This window comes from Bifidobacterium favimelis, from assembly GCF_037963085.1.
In the GTDB taxonomy this organism is placed as follows: Bacteria; Actinomycetota; Actinomycetes; order Actinomycetales; family Bifidobacteriaceae; genus Bombiscardovia; species Bombiscardovia favimelis.
Genome location: NZ_JBANDZ010000001.1, coordinates 877198 through 897586 on the forward strand (window position 1 = coordinate 877198; position 20389 = coordinate 897586).

General features: G+C 63.6%; 16 protein-coding genes, 1 tRNA gene and 1 pseudogene. 13 read left to right on the top strand and 5 right to left on the bottom strand.

All coding sequences use genetic code 11. The features are described 5' to 3' along the window. Nucleotides 1-80: 80 nt before the first annotated feature. Together V6584_RS03555 and V6584_RS03560 are read right to left on the bottom strand one after the other, a co-directional pair. The gene (locus tag V6584_RS03555; RefSeq protein WP_340469075.1) at nucleotides 81-1214 is read right to left on the bottom strand and encodes a sensor histidine kinase; all 1134 of its coding nucleotides are present in this window, start codon (nucleotides 1212-1214) and stop codon (nucleotides 81-83) included. Nucleotides 1215-1335: 121 nt separating this feature from the next. Continuing rightward, a complete protein-coding gene (locus tag V6584_RS03560) occupies nucleotides 1336-2064 on the bottom strand; it encodes a response regulator transcription factor (protein ID WP_340469076.1) in 729 nt (242 codons plus the stop codon). Nucleotides 2065-2326: 262 nt separating this feature from the next. On the opposite strand from V6584_RS03560, the gene V6584_RS03565 reads away from it, so the two are divergent. Next, nucleotides 2327-2935 carry a CarD family transcriptional regulator gene (locus tag V6584_RS03565; RefSeq protein ID WP_340469077.1) on the top strand — a complete coding sequence of 203 codons (609 nt, stop codon included), beginning with the start codon at nucleotides 2327-2329 and terminating at the stop codon, nucleotides 2933-2935. A gap of 79 nt (nucleotides 2936-3014) precedes the next feature. Next, nucleotides 3015-3569: a 2-C-methyl-D-erythritol 2,4-cyclodiphosphate synthase gene (gene ispF / locus V6584_RS03570; RefSeq protein WP_340486208.1), complete on the top strand. Its 555-nt coding sequence runs from the start codon at nucleotides 3015-3017 to the stop codon at nucleotides 3567-3569. 39 nt (nucleotides 3570-3608) lie between these two features. Here ispF and V6584_RS03575 read toward each other — a convergent pair whose 3' ends face one another. Both V6584_RS03575 and V6584_RS03580 read right to left on the bottom strand, forming a co-directional pair. After that, on the bottom strand, nucleotides 3609-4439 hold the full coding sequence (locus tag V6584_RS03575) for a metal ABC transporter permease (protein WP_340469079.1): 831 nt from the start codon (nucleotides 4437-4439) through the stop codon (nucleotides 3609-3611). A gap of 181 nt (nucleotides 4440-4620) precedes the next feature. Next, nucleotides 4621-5463: pseudogene (locus V6584_RS03580) on the bottom strand (metal ABC transporter ATP-binding protein); the annotation flags it as partial. A gap of 216 nt (nucleotides 5464-5679) precedes the next feature. Here V6584_RS03580 and V6584_RS03585 point away from each other — a divergent pair. The 6 genes from V6584_RS03585 (at nucleotide 5680) to pyk (ending at nucleotide 13763) form a co-directional block, all read left to right on the top strand. Continuing rightward, a complete protein-coding gene (locus V6584_RS03585; RefSeq protein WP_340469081.1) occupies nucleotides 5680-6585 on the top strand; it encodes a bifunctional methylenetetrahydrofolate dehydrogenase/methenyltetrahydrofolate cyclohydrolase in 906 nt (301 codons plus the stop codon). A gap of 106 nt (nucleotides 6586-6691) precedes the next feature. Continuing rightward, on the top strand, nucleotides 6692-8203 hold the full coding sequence (gene rpsA / locus V6584_RS03590; RefSeq protein ID WP_340469082.1) for a 30S ribosomal protein S1: 1512 nt from the start codon (nucleotides 6692-6694) through the stop codon (nucleotides 8201-8203). Nucleotides 8204-8308: 105 nt separating this feature from the next. After that, nucleotides 8309-8947 (top strand): dephospho-CoA kinase, encoded by a 639-nt coding sequence (coaE, locus tag V6584_RS03595; RefSeq protein ID WP_340469083.1) that lies wholly within the window; start codon nucleotides 8309-8311, stop codon nucleotides 8945-8947. Nucleotides 8948-8957: 10 nt separating this feature from the next. After that, on the top strand, nucleotides 8958-11069 hold the full coding sequence (uvrB, locus tag V6584_RS03600) for an excinuclease ABC subunit UvrB (protein ID WP_340469084.1): 2112 nt from the start codon (nucleotides 8958-8960) through the stop codon (nucleotides 11067-11069). A gap of 123 nt (nucleotides 11070-11192) precedes the next feature. Next, entirely contained in the window at nucleotides 11193-12179 is a 987-nt protein-coding gene (locus V6584_RS03605; protein WP_340469085.1) for a TerC/Alx family metal homeostasis membrane protein, read from the top strand. Nucleotides 12180-12320: 141 nt separating this feature from the next. Further along, nucleotides 12321-13763 carry a pyruvate kinase gene (pyk, locus tag V6584_RS03610; RefSeq protein ID WP_340469086.1) on the top strand — a complete coding sequence of 481 codons (1443 nt, stop codon included), beginning with the start codon at nucleotides 12321-12323 and terminating at the stop codon, nucleotides 13761-13763. 166 nt (nucleotides 13764-13929) lie between these two features. Here pyk and V6584_RS03615 read toward each other — a convergent pair whose 3' ends face one another. Beyond that, nucleotides 13930-14523, bottom strand: a complete 594-nt coding sequence (locus V6584_RS03615; protein WP_340469725.1) for an NUDIX domain-containing protein — start codon at nucleotides 14521-14523, stop codon at nucleotides 13930-13932. Nucleotides 14524-14627: 104 nt separating this feature from the next. Here V6584_RS03615 and V6584_RS03620 point away from each other — a divergent pair. The 5 genes from V6584_RS03620 to V6584_RS03640 all read left to right on the top strand — a co-directional run bounded on the left by V6584_RS03620 (nucleotide 14628) and on the right by V6584_RS03640 (nucleotide 20183). Beyond that, nucleotides 14628-14701: transfer RNA gene (locus V6584_RS03620), tRNA-Leu, on the top strand. 84 nt (nucleotides 14702-14785) lie between these two features. Continuing rightward, nucleotides 14786-15403: an ANTAR domain-containing response regulator gene (locus tag V6584_RS03625; protein WP_340469087.1), complete on the top strand. Its 618-nt coding sequence runs from the start codon at nucleotides 14786-14788 to the stop codon at nucleotides 15401-15403. An 11-nt stretch (nucleotides 15404-15414) separates the two neighbouring features. Beyond that, the gene (gene polA, locus V6584_RS03630; RefSeq protein ID WP_340469088.1) at nucleotides 15415-18351 is read left to right on the top strand and encodes a DNA polymerase I; all 2937 of its coding nucleotides are present in this window, start codon (nucleotides 15415-15417) and stop codon (nucleotides 18349-18351) included. Between the two features lie 99 nt (nucleotides 18352-18450). Continuing rightward, nucleotides 18451-19380 (top strand): Nif3-like dinuclear metal center hexameric protein, encoded by a 930-nt coding sequence (locus tag V6584_RS03635; RefSeq protein ID WP_340469090.1) that lies wholly within the window; start codon nucleotides 18451-18453, stop codon nucleotides 19378-19380. Between the two features lie 101 nt (nucleotides 19381-19481). Continuing rightward, on the top strand, nucleotides 19482-20183 hold the full coding sequence (locus tag V6584_RS03640; RefSeq protein ID WP_404802624.1) for an NUDIX hydrolase: 702 nt from the start codon (nucleotides 19482-19484) through the stop codon (nucleotides 20181-20183). The last annotated feature ends 206 nt before the right edge of the window (nucleotides 20184-20389 follow it).

The window sequence follows — 20389 nt, forward strand, 5'->3', positions numbered from 1 at the left end:
GTTCGAATACATTATGGGTCCTGGATGGGACAGGGGGTGGACCGGAGGTTCCCGAGGGAGGGTCCGTCCGGGGTCTGCGGCTACCGCCGCCTCCGCCAGGCCGGGGAGTTCCCGTCCCCGTCCGTGGCCATGTCTTCGTCCTCTTCGATGTGGTACTTGGGAAGGGTGATTTCGAAGTCCACCCCCCTCGGGTCGTCAACCACCTGGACCTGTCCTCCGTGCAGCTGGGCCGCCCACCTGGCAATGGACAGTCCCAGGCCGGTCCCGCCGGACTCCGTGCCCGGGCCGGCCTTGCCCTTGACGAAGCGGCGGAAGATGTCGGAACGGGCCTCGGGGGGGATCTGGGACCCGAAATTGATTACGTTGGTCACCACGGTCCCCGCAGCCTCATCCTCATGGGCCTGGATCAGGACCCGGGTCCCGTCCTGCGAATGCTTGAGGGCGTTGGAGATGATGTTGGTGAAGAGCTGACGGAGCCTGTCCTGGTCACCCTCCATGGTCAGCCCCTCCTGCAGGTCCACCTGGATGTCATGGGCGTGTCCGGCATCGGCTATCTCCAGGGGCTCGAGGGTCTCGTCTATGAAGTCCGAAAAGTCGAATTCCTCGATCCGCAGGCTGGCGGCCCCGGCTTCCATCCGCGAGAGGTCCAGGAGGAAGGCGATCAGGTCCGACAGGCGGTGGGTCTGATCCAGGATGCTCTCCAGGTTGGCGGGGGTGGGGTCGGTGACGCCGTCGGCCATGTTCTCGACCATGGCCTGGAGGGCGGATACGGGGGTGCGCAACTCATGGCTGACGTTGGCCACCATGTCCCTCCTCATCTGGTCGGCATGCTGGAGTTCGCCCGCCATTTCATTGAAGGAGCGGGCCAGGAGACCCACCTCGTCGTGGCTGGTGCTGGATTCGTGGACGCGCACGGAGTAATCGCCCTCGGCCATGGCTTCGGCCGCGTCCCGCATCTGCCTGAGGGGGGCCGTCAAGCCGCGGGAGAAGAAGTATGTGATTCCCAGGGAGACGACCAGGGTCAGGGGCATGGCAATCCAGCCGCTCCAACCCATCTTGAGGAGGAACCAGGCCATGACGAAGGAGATGGCGGTCGATATCGTGATCAGGACGCTCAGCTCCACCTTGAGCGAGGCGAAGGCGGAGATGGGCCGTTCCCTGTCCACCTTCGCGCTCAACGATGCACCCGTATGGCCGTTCCTCTTGGCTGCCATTCATCCTCCCAAGGTCCCCTGCCGGCCCATGGCCCGGCTCTGACCGATATTTCAACCGACCAGGACGGCGCTCGCGGGCCCCGGCCGTGCGGCGAACCCCCGAGGGCTCACCGGCGCCGATTCACTCCGCATCCTCCTGGGGGGGCTCGAAGGCGTATCCGACCCCGTGGACGGTCCTGATCATCTGCGAACCCAGCTTGTGGCGGAGGGCCTTGACGTGTGAGTCCACGGTCCTGGTGCCGGAGGCGTCCACCCAATCCCAGACCTCTTCAAGGAGCTTCTCGCGGGTCAGGACGGACTTGGGCTTGCGGGCCAGGGTGGCCAAAAGATCGAACTCGGTGGGGGTGAGATGGACCTGGCTGCCGTTGAGGGTCACGATGCGTTGGGCCGGGTCGATGACCAGGCTGCCGAAGTCCAGGACCTTCTCGTTCTCGGAGTTCTTGGCGATGACCTTGGCCCGCTCCACCCGGCGCAGGAGGGCCTTGCAGCGGGCGATCAGCTCTCGCATGGAGAAGGGCTTGGTCATGTAGTCGTCGGCCCCGGCGCCCAGGCCGGTCACCTTGTCGGCCTCATCGTCACGGGCGGTCAGGATAAGGACCGGGACCGGGCGTTCGGCCACGATCCGCTTGGTGGCCTCCAGCCCGTCCATCACCGGCAGCATGATGTCCATGATGACCAGGTCGGGTTTGAGCTGGGCGGCCGCCTGCACGGCGCTGGCCCCGTCCGAGGCCACCCGGGCCGTCCACCCCTCTGCCGTGATGCGCTGGGCGATGGCGGTGGCCAGGGTGGGTTCATCCTCGACCACCAGGATGGTGCTCGGTGTGCTGTAATGGCTGCTGTTCTTGATCATGCCGTCCTCTGCCTTCGTTCCTTGGATGATGGGTCTTGCGTTCTGCCTTGTGTCATGGCCGTCCTGATCGATCCGGACGCCCCTTGTGGAATCCTATGAGACCAGGATAGTCACTGCGCACCCCCATGGGGGCGTACCGGCCGTGCACCGACCCTTCCGGCCGCCCTGCGCGGACCCCCGTCATCCTCTGAGCTCCCAATCTGCAAGTCCATACCGAATGTGATTATTATAAGGAATTTCATACATTCACTCTGGAGGGTACATGGGTTACAAGGTCGGTGATATGGTGGTCTATCCGCGTCATGGTGCTGCCAGGGTGGATGCCATCACCGAGCGGACCGTCAAGGGTGTCACCCGGCAGTATCTCGAACTGTCCGTCCTCTCCTCCGATGGCCTGGTCATCAACGTCCCTGTGGAGAATGCCAAGAAGGTCGGCATCAGGGACATCGTGGATGCCAAGGCGGTGGCCAAGGTCTTCGAGATCCTGCGCACGCCGGTCATCGAGGAGAAGGAGATGAACTGGTCGCGACGCTACAAGCTGAACGTCGAGAAGATCGCCACCGGTGAGGTCAACAAGATCGCCGAGGTGGTCCGCGACCTCTCCCAGCGTGACGTGGACGAGCACGGCCTGTCGGCGGGGGAGAAGCGGATGCTCCTGAAAGCGCGCAGCATTCTGACATCCGAGATCGCCCTGTCCGAGAAGCTGGACGAGGATGAGGCCCAGCGGCTCCTGGACGTCAACCTCGGCTACGCCGAACCTCAGCCGGGCGATGAGAAGCATCACACCAAGTCTCCGAAGGAGCCTGCCTCCCAGACCCTGGCCCGTGTGGCCGAAGAGGCCCGGGCGGCCAAGGCCAAGTCCAAGAAGTGACCCGTCCGCGACGGGTGAGGACGCCCGTCGCGGACGCCGGTGCCGCAGGCCCGGCTCAACAGTGGTCAGGGGTGCCATCATGTCTCAAGATTCTCATTGCGATCGTCATGGTCCAGACGTTTCGGCGATATGCGGTACGCCGGCGGGAGGGACCGGTTTCAGCACCGGACTGGGTTTCGACGCCCACAGGTTTTCCCCGCGTCAGGACCGTCCCCTCTGGCTGGCCTGCCTGGAGTGGGATGGGGAGGGGCCTGGCCTCGATGGCGACTCCGATGGTGACGTGGCCGCTCATGCCCTGGTGGATGCCGTCCTGTCGGCAGCGGACTTGGGCGACATCGGGTCCCTGTTCGGCGTCGGCCGTGATTCCCGGGGGGCCGGGATGCATGGAGGGGACATGCTGAGGGAGGTCTGCGGCCTGATATCGGCCAGGGGATTCAGGCTGGGCAAGGCCTCGGTCGTCCTGGTGGCCAGCCGCCCCCATCTGGATTCACGCCGTGAAGAGGCCCGGAAGGCCATGTCCCTGGCGGTCGGCGGCCCGGTCTCCCTGACGGCCACGACCACTGATGGAATGGGCTTCACCGGCCGGGGTGAGGGGGTGGCAGCCATCGCCTCCGCCCTCCTGGTCACAACCTGAAGGACCCCATCCGAATCAGGCCATCAACCCGGCGGCCACCTATGCCTTCAGCGCCTGCCACCCCTTGGCCAGGGCCCAGAAGAGGGTGGAAAGCGTGACGATGACGAAGCTGGGCGGGGCGGGGAACATGGCGGAGATGATCAGGCCCCCCCAGATGGATATCAGGCAGATCAACGTGGATACCGCCATGGACTTGACCGGTGTGGCCGCCAGGATGTTGGCCGTGGCCGCCGGGGTGATGACCAAAGCGAAGATCAGTAGGGTTCCCACCGCCGGAACCGCTATCGTGATGACCCCGGCCATGATGGCCATGAATATCAGGTTCATGGCGGTGATGGGGACCCCGCGCGCCTGGGCCACCTGCTCATCCAGGGAGCTGAAGAGGAGGGGGCGGTAGACCAGGCTGACGACCGCCAGGAGGACCAGGTCGAAGATGATGAAGCCGACCACCTGACCCTGCGTGATGGTCAGGATCGATCCGAAGAGGATGGCCTGCATCTGCTGTGAGGCCGAACTGGACATCCGTGCGAAGAAGAGGCCCAGCCCCGTGGCGAAGGCCAGGACGGTCCCCGTGGCTATCTCCCTCTGCGAGGCTTTCTTGCCCAAGGCTCCGATGACCAGTGCCCCACCCAGCGCGAACAATCCCAGACCCAATGAGACAGGCAGGCCCAGAAGGACGGCCCCGGTGGCTCCCGGCAGGCCGATGTGGGCAAGGGCATGGGCGGCGAAGGTGGAATGGCGGGCTATGGTGAAGTAACCCATGACACCAGCAGCCAGGGCTATGCAGACCCCGGCCAGCATGGCGTGGACCATGAAGGGGGCCGACAGGGTCTCCAGCCAGCGCGGGTCGAATCTCAGCATGTCAGTCATGGTTCCTCCTCCTTTTCACCGCTTCCTTCCCCCTGGACATGGCCTCACCGGCGCCGGCCGTACGCCTCCGCCGGCCGATTATGCCGTGCCTGTGTGGTCTGCCGGGTTCGTGGCCAGGGCTCTCCTTGGCCGCGATACCCTCTCCGGCCGCCTCGGGCCTCATGCCGAGCACCTGCCTGTGTGCCAGCTCGGTCGGTTGGAAGCGGTCACGTTCCAGACCCTCCCTCTCATCCGGACTGGGGGCCACGAACATCTCCCCCTGGGGAGTGGTGACGACCTCCACGCTGGTCCCGTACAGGTGGGTGAGAAGGTCGGTGTCGAGCATGACGTCCATGTCGGCGTAGTGGGGGTGGCCGTCCAGGAGGTAGACGGCCCCGGTGAGTATGGGCAGGAGCATGTTCAGGTCGTGGGCCACCACCTGGATCGACATGCCCAGGTCCCGGTTGAGCCGTCCCAGCAGGTGGACCGTGGCCTGCTGGCTGGCCAGGTCCAGGTTGGCGAGGGGTTCGTCCAGCATGAGCAGACGGGGGCCGGAGACCAGCGCCTGGGCTATGGCCACGCGCTGGCGCAGGCCGCCTGACAGGCGGGAAAGACGGGTGTCCGCCCTGTCTCCCATCCCGACGAAGGCCAAGGCGTCATGGGCGCGGGCCCGGTCGGTGCCGGTGGTCAGGTGGATGCCGAAACGGGTCCCGGTCAGGCCCAGCAGGACGGATTGCTCCGCTGTCAGGTTGGCATCGACATTGGCCGTGTATCCCTGGGGCACATAGCCGACCAGGCCGTTGGCCTGACCCGCCGGACGGCCCAGCACCCGCACCTCCCCCGAGGAGAGGGGGAGCAGGCCCAGCTCGGTCTTCATCATCGTGGTCTTGCCTGCCCCGTTGGTCCCCACGATTGCGGTCACCGTACCGGCCGGGATGGAGAAGGTGCCCTCCGACCAGACCAGGTGGCCCGAGCGTGAAACGGCGGCGTGGTCGAATTCTATGCAGGGCCCTGCCGGGTGTCCGTCTTCAGTTTCGCCTGTCATGGCACTTCCCCTTTTGATGTTGTCATCGGCCGGTTCCGACTCCCGCCTTCGGTGATGACCGTCCTCCTGAACCTGACGGCGAGGGGGGTGGATCCGGCATGTGCACTATTGATTATGATTCTCATTACGGACAAGCGACCTGCCGGTCGGCACCCCCTGCGGCTATCCTTGCCCTAAGTCTGACGCCGGATGGAAAACGGCGGGTGAGGAGCAGGTTTGACGGCATTGAAACTGGACGGCAGGGCCACATCCGAGGAGATCAAGTCCCGGCTCAAACAAAGGGTCGACGCACTCAGGTCGCGTGGGGTCCGAGTCGGACTCGGGACGATTCTGGTGGGGGAGGATCCCGGATCCCTGCGTTACGTGGCCGGCAAGCACCGGGACTGTGCCCAGGTGGGCATCGACTCCATCCGCATCGACCTTCCGGCCGACTGCGGGCGTGAGCGCATCCTCCAGGCCGTGGACGAACTCAACCACAACCCTGACTGCACGGGCTACATCGTCCAACTCCCCCTGCCGGAGGGGGTCGATCCCACAGGGATCATCAAGAGGATCGATCCAGCCAAGGACGCGGATGGGATGCACCCCTACAACCTGGGCCAGCTGGTCCTGCACGTGGATGGGGATCTGGACACGCCGTTGCCCTGCACCCCGCGGGGGATCATGACCCTTCTCGATGCCTACGGCATAGACCTGGAGGGGAAGAACGTCTGTGTGCTGGGGAGGGGGCTCACCGTGGGCCGGACCGTCGGCCTCCTCCTCTCCCGCAAGGGGGTGAACGCCACCGTGACCCTGTGCCACCGCGGCACCGTCGACCCCTCCAGGTACATGAGGCAGGCCGACGTGATCATAGCCGCCGTGGGCCAGGCCGGTTTCGTGAAAGCCGAAGACGTCAAACAGGGGGCGGTCCTGGTGGATGTCGGGGTGACCAGGGTCTGGGACGGCGGGCGCGGCGTCTGGCGGATCAGGGGGGACATCGACCCCGATGCCAGGCGGAAGGCCTCGGCTTACACCCCCAATCCCGGCGGGGTCGGGCCCATGACCAGGGCCATGCTCCTTGCCAATGTCGTGGATGCGGCCGAGCATCTGTCCGACACGCCCGGAGTCGGGCGGTGGAAATGACCTTGGCCCCGTTTATGATAGATAACGTCCGTGCCGTGAGGCGGGGAAGAAACATAACTGAATACGGAAAAACATCAACCCATCTATACAAGAAAACAACTCATTAATGGCAGAGAACAACAAGGAAGTCCAGAAGGTCGCGATCAACGATATCGGATCTGAAGAGGACTTCATCAAGGCAGTCGATTCCACGATCAAGAACTTCGAAGACGGCGATCTGGTCGAGGGGACGGTCGTCAAGATCGACCACGACGAAGTGCTGCTGGACATCGGCTACAAGACCGAGGGTGTCATCCCCTCCCGTGAACTTTCCATCAAGAAGGACGTCGATCCCGACGATGTCGTCCAGGTGGGCGACACGGTCGAGGCCCTTGTCGTCACCAAGGAGGACAAGGAAGGCCGTCTGATCCTGTCCAAGAAGCGCGCACAGTATGAGCGCGCATGGGGCGACATCGAGAAGATCAAGGAAGCCGACGGCGTCGTGGAAGGCACCGTCATCGAAGCGGTCAAGGGCGGCCTCATCGTCGATATCGGCCTGCGTGGCTTCCTGCCTGCCTCCCTGGTCGAAATGCGCCGGGTGCGCGACCTTTCCCCCTACATCGGCCAGAAGATCAAGGCCAAGATCCTGGAGCTGGACAAGAACCGCAACAATGTGGTCCTCTCCCGCCGCCAGTACCTGGAGGAGACCCAGTCCGAGGTCCGTGAGACCTTCCTGGCCCAGCTCAAGAAGGGTCAGATCCGTGAGGGCACGGTCAGCTCCATCGTCAACTTCGGCGCCTTCGTCGACCTGGGCGGTGTTGACGGCCTGATCCACGTCTCCGAGCTCTCCTGGAAGCACATCGACCACCCGAGCGAGGTCGTCAAGGTGGGCGACAAGGTCACCGTCGAGGTCCTGGACGTCGACATGGACCGCGAGCGCATCTCCCTCTCCCTCAAGGCCACCCAGGAAGATCCCTGGCAGCGCTTCGCCCGCACCCATGTGCCCGGGCAGATCGTCAAGGGCAAGGTCACCAAGATCGTGCAGTTCGGCGTCTTCGTCTCTGTCGAGGACGGCATCGAGGGCCTGGTCCACATCTCCGAGCTGGCCAACCGCCACGTGGAGAACCCCGAGACCGTGGTCAAGCAGGGCGAGGAGATCTTCGTCAAGGTCATCGACGTCGACCTGGACCGTCGCCGCATCTCCCTCTCCCTCAAGCAGGCCGACGATTCCGTCGACCCGGCCTCCGAGGACTTCGATCCGGCCATCTACGGCATGCCGGCCGAGTACGACGAGGAGGGCAACTACAAGTACCCCGAGGGCTTCGATCCGGAGACCAACGAGTGGATCGCCGGCTACGAGAAGCAGCGCGAGGAGTGGGAGTCCCAGTATGCGGCCGCCCACGACCTCTGGGAGCAGCACAAGGCCTTCGTGGCCAAGGAGCTGGAGAACGCCGAGGCCTCCGCCGCGGAAGACAACCAGTCCTCTGCCGCCGCCCCCGCCTCCAACGGTGGCGGTCACCATCAGTCCAACGGCGGTTCCTCCACCAACTACAGCTCGGAGTCCGACTCCGAGGGCACCCTGGCCTCCGACGACCAGCTGGCCGCCCTGCGTGAGCAGCTGCTCAAGGAGAAGCAGTGAGTCCCATCGACTGACTGCAGCCTCCTATGTCAGAAGCCCGGCCCGTCCGGGCTTCTGCCGTATCTGGGCAGGTTGTCCAAGGGGCCGAAAAGGAGACAGGATTCCATGTTGCGTGTGGGGTTGACCGGTGGCATCGCCGCCGGCAAGAGCACGGTGGCGGCCAGATTGGTCGCGGACGGGGCCCGGTTGATTGACTATGACCTCCTGGCCCACCAGGTTCTGGCCCCGGGTGGCCAGGCCGTCGAGGCCGTGGTCGGGCGGTTCGGCCGCCAGGTCCTGGCCGCCGACGGGTCTGTGGACCGTCCCCTCTTGGCCGCCCTGGTCTTCGGCGGTGCAAGGGCCAACAGGGCCAGGGCGGACCTGGATGCCATCGTTCACCCGGCCGTCTACCGGCAGGCGGCCCGGCTGGAGGAGGAGTGGTCGGACCGTCCCCTGGTGGTCGTCCACGACGTCCCCCTCCTGGCCCAGGTGGGGGGGCATATCCCCTTTTCCTTCGACCGTGTGCTCGATGTGGAGGCACCGGCGGATGTACGCATTGCGCGAATGGTGAACGCCAGGCATATGACCAGGGACCAGGCTGTTGGGCGTATACGGAGCCAGGCTTCCGAAGAGGACAGGAGGCGGCTGGCCGACATCGTCATCGACGGGTCGCTTCCAATCGAACAGATGTTCGATTCCGTTGATAGGATATATCGGGGCCTCGCGTCCGAGGCGGAAGAGACGGACCGTCATTGCGAGGCATGAGGGGAGTCGCATGGGATTCAACATCGAGCGCACCGACAAGCCGTTCGTGGTCAAGTCACCCTACAAGCCTTCGGGTGACCAGCCGCAGGCCATAGAGGAGTTGGCCAGCAGGATAGAGAACGGGGAGAACGACGTGGTCCTCATGGGGGCCACGGGCACTGGCAAGACGGCCACTACGGCCTGGCTGATCGAGCGCCTTCAGCGGCCCACCCTGATCCTTGAGCCCAACAAGACACTGGCCGCACAGCTCTGTGCGGAGTTCCGCGAGCTCATGCCCGACAACGCCGTCTCCTACTTCGTCTCCTACTACGACTACTACCAGCCCGAGGCCTACATACCCCAGACGGACACTTACATCGAGAAGGACTCGAACATCAATGACGACGTGGAGCGTCTCCGTCACGCGGCCACGGCCAACCTCCTGACCAGGAGGGACTGCGTGGTCGTGGCCACGGTCTCCTGCATCTATGGCCTGGGCACCCCGGAGGAGTATGCGGGCAGGATGCTCTTCCTGCACGAAGGGGACCGGATCAACAGGGACGACCTCCTGCGCAAGTTCGTCGACATGCAATACAAGCGCAACGACATAGCCTTCACCCGCGGCACCTTCAGGGTGAGGGGGGACACCGTCGAGATCATCCCCGTCTACGAGGAGCTGGCCGTCCGCATCGAGTTCTTCGGTGACGAGATCGACAGGATATCGACCCTCCACCCCCTCACCGGGGACGAGATAGCCCACGAGACATCGGTGCACATCTTCCCTGCCTCTCACTATGTGGCCGGACCCGAGAGGATGGAGAGGGCCCTGAAGACCATCAAGGAGGAGCTGGACTGGAGGGTCGGCCAGCTGCGCAAGGAGGGCAAGGAGCTGGAGGCCCAACGTCTGACCATGCGCACGACCTACGATTTGGAGATGCTGACGCAGATCGGTACCTGCTCGGGGGTGGAGAACTACTCCAGGCACTTCGACGGCCGTGAGCCGGGCACGCCCCCGCACACCCTGCTCGACTTCTTCCCGGACGACTTCCTCCTGGTCATCGACGAGTCCCATGTGACCGTCCCCCAGATCGGGGCCATGTACGAAGGGGATGCCAGCCGCAAGCGGACCCTGGTGGAGCATGGGTTCCGCCTGCCTTCCGCCATGGACAACCGCCCCCTAAAGTGGCCCGAGTTCCTGCAGCATGTGGGGCAGACCGTCTACCTGTCCGCCACCCCCGGCGACTACGAGCTGGGCCTGTCCGACGGGGTTGTGGAACAGGTCATCAGGCCCACCGGCCTGCTCGATCCCAAGGTCGAGGTGAGGCCGGTCAAGGGCCAGGTGGATGACCTCCTTGCCGAGATAAAGGACCGGGTGGCCAAGCATGAGAGGGTCCTGGTGACCACCCTGACCAAGAAGATGGCGGAGGACCTGACCGACTACCTCCTGGAGCGTGGCATCAAGGTGGAATACCTCCACTCGGACGTGGACACCCTGCGCAGGGTGGAGCTGCTCAGGGAGCTGCGCGAGGGCAAGATCGACGTGATCGTGGGCATCAACCTCCTGCGTGAGGGGCTGGACCTGCCCGAGGTCTCCCTGGTGGCCATATTGGATGCCGACAAGGAGGGCTTCCTGCGCTCCTACCGGTCCCTGATCCAGACGATAGGACGTGCTGCCAGGAACGTGTCCGGCACGGTGATCATGTATGCCGACCAGAAGACGGATGCCATGGAGAAGGCCATCAGCGAGACGGACAGGCGCCGGGCCAAGCAGATCGCCTACAACAAGGAGCATGGGATCGACCCCAAGCCCCTGATCAAGAAGATCAGCGACGTCAACGACATGCTGGCCAAGGAGGACGTGGACACCCAGACCCTCCTGGAGGGGGGCTACAGGAACGCCAACAAGGCCGGCAACTCCCACCTGGGCGTACCCACCTATGACAAAGAGGAGGCGGACAAGCGGCACAGGGAGATCCTGGAGGCCGGCCTGCCCGCCCAGGACCTGGCCGATCTGATCAGGCAGCTCAGCGACCAGATGCACACGGCCGCCGAGCAGCTCCAGTTCGAGCTGGCCGCCCGTCTGCGCGACGAGATCAAGGACCTGAAGAAGGAGCTGCGTCAGATGACCCAGGCCGGGAAGTGATGCGACCCGGCTGGGTCGGGATTCCGGGCCTGTTAAGGAAGAGGGGGGCTGCATGTTACGGCCGGCCGATGATTGCCGGCCGGCCAGGTGTCACGTAACGTGGAGACGATACAATCTGGCCTCATGCCGACTATCCCAACAGCTTTCGTGGTCTCCACCCTCCTTGTCCTGGTCGTCTTCTTCGTCGTCGACCTCTTCATCATCGGCAGGAAGCCGCACATCCCCTCCACGAGGGAGTGCCTGACCCACATAGCCTTCTTCGTCCTGGCGGCCCTGGTCTTCGGCGGGCTCCTGTGGATGGTCGCGGGGTCCAGGTCGGCGGTCGAGTTCTATTCGGGCTGGTTGACCGAGTACTCCCTCAGCATCGACAACCTCTTCGTCTTCGTCATCATCATGTCCAATTTCGCCGTCCCCCGCGACCTGCAGAAGTACGTACTGGGAGTCGGCATAGCGGTGGCCCTGGTCCTGCGTGGGGCCTTCATCCTGGCGGGCGTGGCCCTGATCACAAGGTTCACCTGGATATTCTTCATCTTCGGCTTCTTCCTCCTCTACACCGCCTACAACATGGTCACCGGAAAGGACAAGGACGGGGAATACCATGAGAACGGCCTTATCAAAGCGCTCCGGAAGGTCATGAACATCACGGACGAGTACGACGGGGACCATCTGCGGCTGACCAGGGGAGGGGTGCGCTATTTCACCCCCCTCCTCGTCGTCTTCCTGGCCATCGGGACCACCGACGTCATGTTCGCCTTCGACTCGATCCCCGCCATCTTCGGGTTGACCAAGGACCCCTTCATCGTCTTCACCTCCAACGTCTTCGCCCTGTTGGGCCTCCAGCAGCTCTACTTCCTGCTGGGCGACCTCTTGGACAAGCTGGTCTACCTGCCCATCGGCCTGTCGGTCGTCCTGGCCTTCATCGGGGTCAAACTGATCATGGAGGCCCTGCATGGCAACACCCTGCCCTTCATCAACCATGGGAGGGGTATTGCCGCCGTGCCCGACATCCCCACATGGGTCTCGCTGATCGTCATTGTGGTCTGCATCGGCGGGTCCGCCCTGGCCAGCATGGTCAAGTCCCGCAGGAGCGGGGCAGTCAGGTCAGCCTGAGACTGGCGGACCTTTGGGAAAATAACAATGTTAGCGTTAACATAAATCGCTGGCTTCCGTCGCGATTCCCATGTACAGTGAAACCGGTAACAAATGGAGGCACAACCTCCGACGCCAATAGTCAAGAATAGGCAGGCACACATGCGCAAAGCCAAGATTGTAGATACCATCGGGCCGGCTTCGGAGTCCCTGGAGAACATCACCAAGCTCGTCGAGGCGGGCATGGATGTGGCCAGGCTCAACCGTTCGCACGGCACCCCGGAGGATCACCTCAAGGTTTACAACAACGTCCGCGAAGCCAGCCGCAAGACCGGTCGCAACGTGGCGGCGCTGGTCGACCTCCAGGGTCCGAAGATCCGGTGCGGTTGGTTCAAGAAGAACGCCGACGGCGAAGACAAGATCCTCCTCAAGGAGGGCCAGGAGTTCATCATCACCACCGACGAGGTGGAGGGTGACGAGCACATCACTTCAACCACCTTCAAGGGTCTGCCCGGCGATTGCCACGTCGGCGACCCCGTCCTGATCGACGACGGCAAGGTCCGTCTCGAGGTCACCAAGGTCGAGGGCAACAACGTCTACACCAAGGTCCTCGTGGCCGGTCCGGTCTCCTCCCACAAGGGCATCAACCTGCCCGGCGTGGCCGTGAGCCTTCCCGCCCTGACCGAAAAGGACGAGGATGACCTGCGTTGGGCCATCCGCACCGGCGCCGACATCATCGCCATGTCCTTCGTCCGTTTCGCAACCGACATCGACCGCGCCCATGAGATCATGGACGAGGAAGGCCGTCGCATCCCGATCGTCGCCAAGATCGAGAAGCCCCAGGCCGTCGAGAACCTGGAGGAGATCGTCAAGGCCTTCGACGGGATCATGGTCGCCCGTGGCGACATGGCCGTCGAGATGCCCTTCGAGCAGGTCCCGCTGGTGACCAAGCGTTGCATCGAGCTGGCCCGTCAGTATGCCAAGCCGGTCATCGTGGCCACCGAGGTCCTGGCCTCCATGGTCCACTCGCCGATCCCCACCCGTGCAGAGGCCTCCGACTGCGCCAACGCGGTCCTCGACGGGGCTGACGCCACCATGACATCCAACGAGACCGCCGTGGGCGATTACCCCGACACCACGGTCACCACCATGGCCAAGATCTCCGACTATGCCACCGCGCACGGTTTCGACCGCATCCCCACCCTGCACAACTTCGACATGTCCAACTCGGGTGCCGTCTCCTCGGCGGCCGTGGACCTGGCCGACAAGATCAACGCCAAGGCCATCGTGGCCTTCACCCAGACTGGCAACACGGTCCACCGGATTTCGCGCGAGCGTCCGGCGGCCCCGATCTACGGTCTGACCAACAATGAGCACACCTTCCATTGGCTGGCCCTGAGCTGGGGCACCGAGGGCTTCCTCTGCTCCGAGGACTACCATGACTTCAACCGTGAGGACCTCATGAAGTTCGTGGACAAGACCCTCAAGGATGCAGGCAAGGTCGCCGACGGCGACCAGCTGGTCGTCCTGAGCAGCGCCCAGGGTGAGCACGAGCCGGGCAACACCGACTGCATCTACGTCCACATCGTGGGTGAGGCCGACTGAGCCAGGCCGGCTGGTCAGCAGCCCGGCATAAGCCCGTGAAGTGACTTCGGCCCCGGCGACCTATCGTGGTCGCCGGGGCCGAATCGTATCTTGGGCTGCCGGGCCCGGACTGTCAAAGGCGAAGGAGGGGTGCGCCGCCTGCATGGGGGAGGGAGGACCCACCGAGTCAGTGAAGGTCGGACAGGCCGATTTTTGCGCGGAGGATGGCTATGACGGTCTTGGCGTCGAGTATGGTGCCTGCGATCACCATGGCATAGGCCTCGTCGACCGTGAAGAGGCGGACGTCCTGGTGGGGGGTCTCGGGTGCCAGGCTGACCGGGGTGGAAGGGGTCAGGCCCTCGGCATAGAAGAGCGAGGTGTGCTGGTTGGAGAAGCTGGGCGTATTGATGAAGCGGGCGAACTGGTTGAAGGAGGCCGCCTCGTATCCCGCCTCGTCACGCAGGCGGCGGGCTGCCACATCGATGGGGGCCTCCTTGTCGTTTCGGGGGTGGCCGGCCGGCAGCTCGAGGGTCCAGCGGTGCGTGGGAAGACGGTACTGCTCCACAAGGGGGATCCTCTTGTCGTCGGTGATGGCCAGGACGGCGATGGTGTCGCCGTTCTTCTCATTGACGATGCTCCTGTCGAAGGTCTCGTCGTCGACCGACTGGTAGGTCACCTTGTCCACGCTGAAGTAGTGGCTGTCCATTATCTGCCTGCGGGATTTCTCCTCCACGGGCGATGGACGCCACGGATCGAAGCGGCGATAAATCTGGCTGGTCATCATGCTCTCCTTTGACATTTGGTCACTACTCCTCATTGTATGACCACAACACGGTTGCGCCGGGTTCGTCTGCGAAGTATGCTACATTCGCTGGAGTACGTAAAGCCCCCGTATCCCAATTGGCAGAGGAAACGGCCTCAAAATCCGTGCAGTGTGAGTTCGAGTCTCACCGGGGGCACGACAACACGAACCCCGCCTTACCATAATCTGTGCTTGTACGGGAGTATGGTCAAGGTGAGATAGAGGAAACGAGGTTGGAAAAGTGGCTTCAGACAGCAAGAACCGCAGCGATTCACCCGAAGGGCGCACCGTGGTCGTGGCGGAGGACGAGGCTTTGATTAGACTCGACACCGTGGAGGCCCTTGAAGATGCCGGTTACGATGTGGTCGGCCAGGCCGCCAGCGGCCAGGAGGCCGTGGACCTCACACGTGAATTGCGTCCTGATGTCGTTGTCATGGATGTGAAGATGCCGGGCAAGGACGGCATCACCGCAGCCAAGGAGATCGGTGAGGAGAATCTTGCCCCCGTGGTCATGCTCACCGCCTTCTCCCAGCAGAGCCTGGTCGAGAAGGCCGCGGACGCGGGTGCCATGGCCTACGTGGTCAAGCCCTTCGCCCCCGAAAAGCTCCTCCCTGCCCTTGAGGTCGCCATGTCGCGCTTCGATCAGATCAATTCCCTCAAAGAAGAGGTGACTGACATGAAGCAGCGCTTCGAGGCCCGCAAGCGGGTTGACAGGGCCAAGGGCCTGCTCATGGAGAACATGGGCCTGACCGAGTCCGAGGCCTTCCGTTGGATCCAGAAGACCTCCATGGATCGCCGCCTGACCATGCAGGAGGTCGCGGACGCTGTGATATCACAGGTCCAGGGCACGGACGACTGACCGGAAGAACCATGGAAGACCGGACCAGGACTGACTCACAGGAGGGCAAGCTTCTGGTCGTTGACGGCCATTCGCTTGCCTTCCGAGCCTACTTCGCACTGCCGGTGGAGAGTTTCACGACCTCCACCGGCCACCCCACCAATGCGGTGTGGGGTTTCGCCACCATGCTGGCCGATGTGATAGCAGCCGAGAAGCCTACCCACATGGGGGTGGCTTTCGACGTGAAGGGGGGCACCTTCCGGAACAAGATGCTTCCCCAGTACAAGGGGACCAGGGAGGCCGCCCCCGAAGACCTCCTCTCCCAGTTGCCCGTCATCCAGCGCATGCTCAAGGCCCTGGGCATCGTTTACATCGAAAAGCCCGGGTTCGAAGGTGACGATGTGATCGGGACCCTGGCGACCATGGGTGAGAAGCAGGGGTTCAAGACCCTGGTCCTGTCCGGCGACCGGGATGCCTTCCAGTTGATAGACGACGACATAACCGTCCTCTACCCTGGCCACCACTTCAAGGACCTCAAGCACATGACCCCTCAGGCTGTCATGGACAAGTACAAGGTCCGGCCCGATCAGTACCCCGACCTGGCCGCCATGCGGGGGGAGACGGCCGACAACATCCCCGGGGTTCCCGGGGTCGGTGACGGTTTCGCCGCCAAATGGATCAACCAGTATGGAGACCTGGAAGGGGTCCTCGGCCACGCCGACGAAATCGGCGGGAAGAAGGGCGAGGCCCTGCGCGACAACATGGAGCAGGTCAGGCTCAACCGCAAGGTCAATGCCCTGGTCAGGGACCTGGATCTGGGTGTGACCATGGACGACCTCAAGTTCGGCACCATCCACACGGATGAGGCGGAAGGCATTTTCAAGGAGCTCCAATTCGGTGAGAGGTCCCAGCGCAAGATCCTCAAAGGGTTCAGCACCGTGGTCGGGTTTGACCCGTCATCCGGATCAGGCAGGGGTGGCTCCCGGGCCGACAAAAAAGCCGATGGGGGTGCGCCTGACGCAGATCAGGATGAACGTGAGGTCTTCACCCAGCCCATCGAGGATAGGGTGGACGATGCCCGGTCACTGGAGGAGTGGGCCGGCAGCCATCTGCCGGATCCTGACGATTCGGCGCGTTCGACCCGTGAGATCAACGAACAGGCCGGCCGCCTGAGCGGGGACGTGGACACCCGGCACTCGGTGGGTGACGATGAAGCCCTGACTGCCCGGTCCCTTGATGACATCTGGGTCCTTTACGCCGATGGCACGGCCAGACAGGGGGACTACGCCCTGCGCGACCTGGCCCTCCTCTCACGGGACGGCCACGGCCTGGTCATTCAGGGCGACAGCCTCGACCCAGCCATGGTCAGATCGCTCCAGCACCTCATCGACACGAGGATGGGCACCTGCGTCATCCACGGGTACAAGGAACACATCCATCTCCTGGAGAACGCCGGACTCAGTCTTCCCCTGCCCGTTTTCGACACCAAGCTGGCAGGTTACCTGGTCCAGCCGGATTTCCATGCGGACGACCTGGAACACGCCGTGGCGCACTTCCTCGACATCCCCGTGCGCAAGGCACCTGTGGCTTCCCAGGGCAGGCTCCCCCTCGATGCCGAGTCGGCCTCCGACAGGGAGGAGGAGGGGTCGCAGATCCTCCGTCAGGCCAGGTATGTGATGATGCTGACCTCGAAATTGGAGGGGCTGATCCAGGAGAGACGGCAGTTCAGCCTTCTGAGGACCATAGAGCTCCCCACCTCATACGTCTTGGCAGGTATGGAGAGCGAGGGTGCCAAGGTGGACGACGCCCGCCTGAAGAACATGCACGACCAGTTCTCGGCTGAAGCCAGGCAGGCCCAGGAAATCGCCTGGGACAGGGCGGGGGAAAGGGTCAACCTTCAGAGCCCCAAGCAGTTGCAGAAGGTCCTCTTCGACGACATGGGCCTCCAACCGACGCACAAGACCAAGACCGGTTCCTACTCGACCAACGTCGCCGTGCTTCAGGACCTTTACATCAAGTCGGTCGACAACCCCAGGGCCAACGATTTCTTGGGCGCCCTCCTGCGGCACCGGGAGACCAACAAGCTCAAGCAGATCGTCCAGAGCCTGCGCGAGGCGGTCAACCCCAGGGACGGCCGCATCCACACCACCTACGAGCAGACCGTGGCCGCCACCGGCCGTCTGAGTTCCGTCGACCCCAACCTGCAGAACATCCCCAACAGAAACGCCACGGGGCGTGAGATCCGTTCCGCCTTCGTGCCGGGTGAGGGGTATGAGGCCCTGCTCAGTTCTGACTACTCCCAGGTGGAGTTGCGCATCATGGCCGACCTGTCTGGGGACCAGGCCCTGATCGATGCCTTCAAGTCCGGTGCGGACTTCCACAGGTATGTGGCCAGCCTGGTCTACGACATCCCCATGGACGATGTGACCTCCGACCAGCGCAGCCACGTCAAGGCCATGAGCTACGGGCTGGCCTATGGGCTGAGCACTTACGGCCTGGCCCAACAGCTGAAGATAAGCCCGGCGGCGGCTGACGTGCTCAAATCAAAGTACTTCGCCACCTTCGGCAAGGTCCATGACTATCTCGAATCCTTGGTTTCCGATGCCAGGGAGAAGGGATACACCGAGACCATGTTCGGCAGGCGGCGCTACTTCCCCGGACTGAGGTCCACCCGCCGTCAGGTTCGGGACGCGGCCGAAAGGGCGGCCCTGAACGCCCCCATCCAGGGGTCTGCGGCCGACATCATGAAGATTGCCATGATCAAGGCCCGCCATGCACTGGATCAGGCCGGCCTCAAGAGCCGGATAAGCCTGCAGATCCATGACGAACTCCTGGTGGAGATTGCACCTGGGGAGGCCGACCGGGCGACCAGGCTGGTCAAGGATTCGATGGAGCATGCGGTCTCGCTGGCCGTTCCTCTCGATGTTTCCACCGGCATCGGGGCCGATTGGCAGCTGGCTGCGCATTGAGCCGGGCTCTTTCATAATCACAGGGGGGGGCAGGCTGCGGGCCCAGGGTCCGCAGCCGCAAACGCATTGCGCCCAGTGGGCAGGAAGGTGGCGACGACGATGGATGCAGGCAGGGCCACATCAGTGTCCTTGATGAGGACGGTCCAGGTCCTTGAGGGCCTCTACCCATTGGATTATGCAGAGGAGTGGGACCATCCCGGGCTGATTGTGGGCGACCCGACCTGGCCGGTCAGCCATATATATTGCGCGGTCGACCCCCGTCCCGACATCGTGGGCGAGGCCATCGACCAGGGTGCCGACCTTCTGATCACCCACCACCCGCTCTTCTTCCGTCCCGTTCACGAGGTGTCGGGCCTGGGCTTCAGGGGGTCGGTAGTCAATGACCTCGTCCGGGCGCGGTGTGGTCTTTGGGTGGGGCACACCAATGCGGACAGCGCCGTAAGGGGGGTGGCCCAGGCGGCGGCCGACCGGTTCGGACTCCAGGGGAGCAGCCCCCTCGTCCCCCTGCCCATGAGTCCCCATGACCTCCATGCGGGGTCCGATGGGACGCAAACCGGACAGGTGGGCATGGGACGGGTGGGCACCCTGCCTGTCCCCATGCGGCTGGATGATTTCGCCCGCCTGGTGGCCCGGGTTCTGCCGCACACCGAGCTGGGCATACAGGTGGCCGGTCACCCGGGCGACATGATTTCAAAGGTGGCCGTCCTGCCGGGATCGGGCGATTCCATGTTCGACCAGGTCAGGGCGTGTGGAGCAGATGTCTATGTGACCAGTGACCTCAGACATCACCCAGCGACCGATGCCTATCAGCAGGCTCTCTACGAGGCCAAGATCGACGCTTCCTGGCAGCCGGATCAGGAGCAGGCCCGCCCCGCCCTCATCAACACCCCCCATTCGGCCATCGAGAGCCTTTGGTTCGATTACGCACGCACGGGCATCCCCGGCGCTGTGGAGGCCGCAACCGGGTTCCGGCCCACCATATCGGTGTCGAGGACCAGGACCGATCCCTGGGACTTCGTGATCAGGTGACGGTCAAGACGGCGGGAAAGGAGAAGAGGATGCCTGAACTGACTGAAGAGCACGAAGATAACGAAGAGGCCGGTGAAGCGGGTCTGCATGAACGGCTGAACATGCGACTTGCCCGCAACGACCGGGATCTCCCCGGGGCCATCGACATGGATAGGCCCGCCAGGTTGCTTTCCGATCGGCGGGTTTTCCGCGGGCCCATATTCGATGTGGAAGAGAGGCGTATAGGCCTCTCTCTCGCCGATGGCGGGGAGGAGGTCATCAGCAGGCAGCTGATCCGACATGCTCCGGTTGTGGTCATGCTGGTCCACGATGTGGCCAACGACAAGTACCTGCTGACCAGGGAGTACCGTGTCGGCCAGGAGGGTTACGTATACGGTCTGCCGGCCGGCATGATGGACGAGGGAGAGGCCCCTCTGGGAGCGGCCCTGCGTGAGTTGCGGGAGGAGACGGGCGTCGTCCCCGGCCCTTGGGGTGAGGGGAGGAGGGAAAACCCGATGACGACACCGGACCTGCAAGAGGCCGGGTCGGGGGAGGCCACCGACCCGGATCTGTGGGTGGATCAGGCCCCTGATGCGTACTCGTCGGAAGGCTTCCTGGATGAACTGGCTCACCTCATGGTCATTCACCTGTATCGCTGGCACAGCGAAGAGACCGATTTCGACCCGGGTGAGCATGTCCAGTCAGCCTGGGTCAGCTGGGAGGAACTGACCGGGGCAGGCATCCGATCCGCCAAAGCCATCATCGTCATCCAGCATGAGGCCATGCGCAGACTGGTCGGGAGGGATGTACAGGGTCGCGTATGACAGTATCCAAGTTATTCCCCTGCTTTCCACCAAGCGGCAGACGACGATGACCGAATTCCCCAGTGGCATGCCCACCATGCTGTCGATGAGACAGCTTTCAGACAGGACGATGGCCTCTTGCCTTTAAGGGCGATGCGGATAATCAGGGTGTCCTCACAGGGGTCAAAGGCCGATATTGGGATATACAAAAGCTCGCTGACATGTAT

Excerpts from the sequence above, each read along its gene's own strand:
- V6584_RS03555 (WP_340469075.1), bottom strand. The coding sequence starts at position 1,214 with ATGGCAGCCAAGAGGAACGGCCATACGGGTGCATCGTTGAGCGCGAAG.
- V6584_RS03560 (WP_340469076.1), bottom strand. The coding sequence starts at position 2,064 with ATGATCAAGAACAGCAGCCATTACAGCACACCGAGCACCATCCTGGTG.
- V6584_RS03565 (WP_340469077.1), top strand. The coding sequence starts at position 2,327 with ATGGGTTACAAGGTCGGTGATATGGTGGTCTATCCGCGTCATGGTGCT.
- ispF (WP_340486208.1), top strand. The coding sequence starts at position 3,015 with ATGTCTCAAGATTCTCATTGCGATCGTCATGGTCCAGACGTTTCGGCG.
- V6584_RS03575 (WP_340469079.1), bottom strand. The coding sequence starts at position 4,439 with ATGACTGACATGCTGAGATTCGACCCGCGCTGGCTGGAGACCCTGTCG.
- rpsA (WP_340469082.1), top strand. The coding sequence starts at position 6,692 with ATGGCAGAGAACAACAAGGAAGTCCAGAAGGTCGCGATCAACGATATC.
- coaE (WP_340469083.1), top strand. The coding sequence starts at position 8,309 with ATGTTGCGTGTGGGGTTGACCGGTGGCATCGCCGCCGGCAAGAGCACG.
- uvrB (WP_340469084.1), top strand. The coding sequence starts at position 8,958 with ATGGGATTCAACATCGAGCGCACCGACAAGCCGTTCGTGGTCAAGTCA.
- V6584_RS03605 (WP_340469085.1), top strand. The coding sequence starts at position 11,193 with ATGCCGACTATCCCAACAGCTTTCGTGGTCTCCACCCTCCTTGTCCTG.
- pyk (WP_340469086.1), top strand. The coding sequence starts at position 12,321 with ATGCGCAAAGCCAAGATTGTAGATACCATCGGGCCGGCTTCGGAGTCC.
- V6584_RS03615 (WP_340469725.1), bottom strand. The coding sequence starts at position 14,523 with ATGACCAGCCAGATTTATCGCCGCTTCGATCCGTGGCGTCCATCGCCC.
- polA (WP_340469088.1), top strand. The coding sequence starts at position 15,415 with ATGGAAGACCGGACCAGGACTGACTCACAGGAGGGCAAGCTTCTGGTC.
- V6584_RS03635 (WP_340469090.1), top strand. The coding sequence starts at position 18,451 with ATGGATGCAGGCAGGGCCACATCAGTGTCCTTGATGAGGACGGTCCAG.
- V6584_RS03640 (WP_404802624.1), top strand. The coding sequence starts at position 19,482 with ATGCGACTTGCCCGCAACGACCGGGATCTCCCCGGGGCCATCGACATG.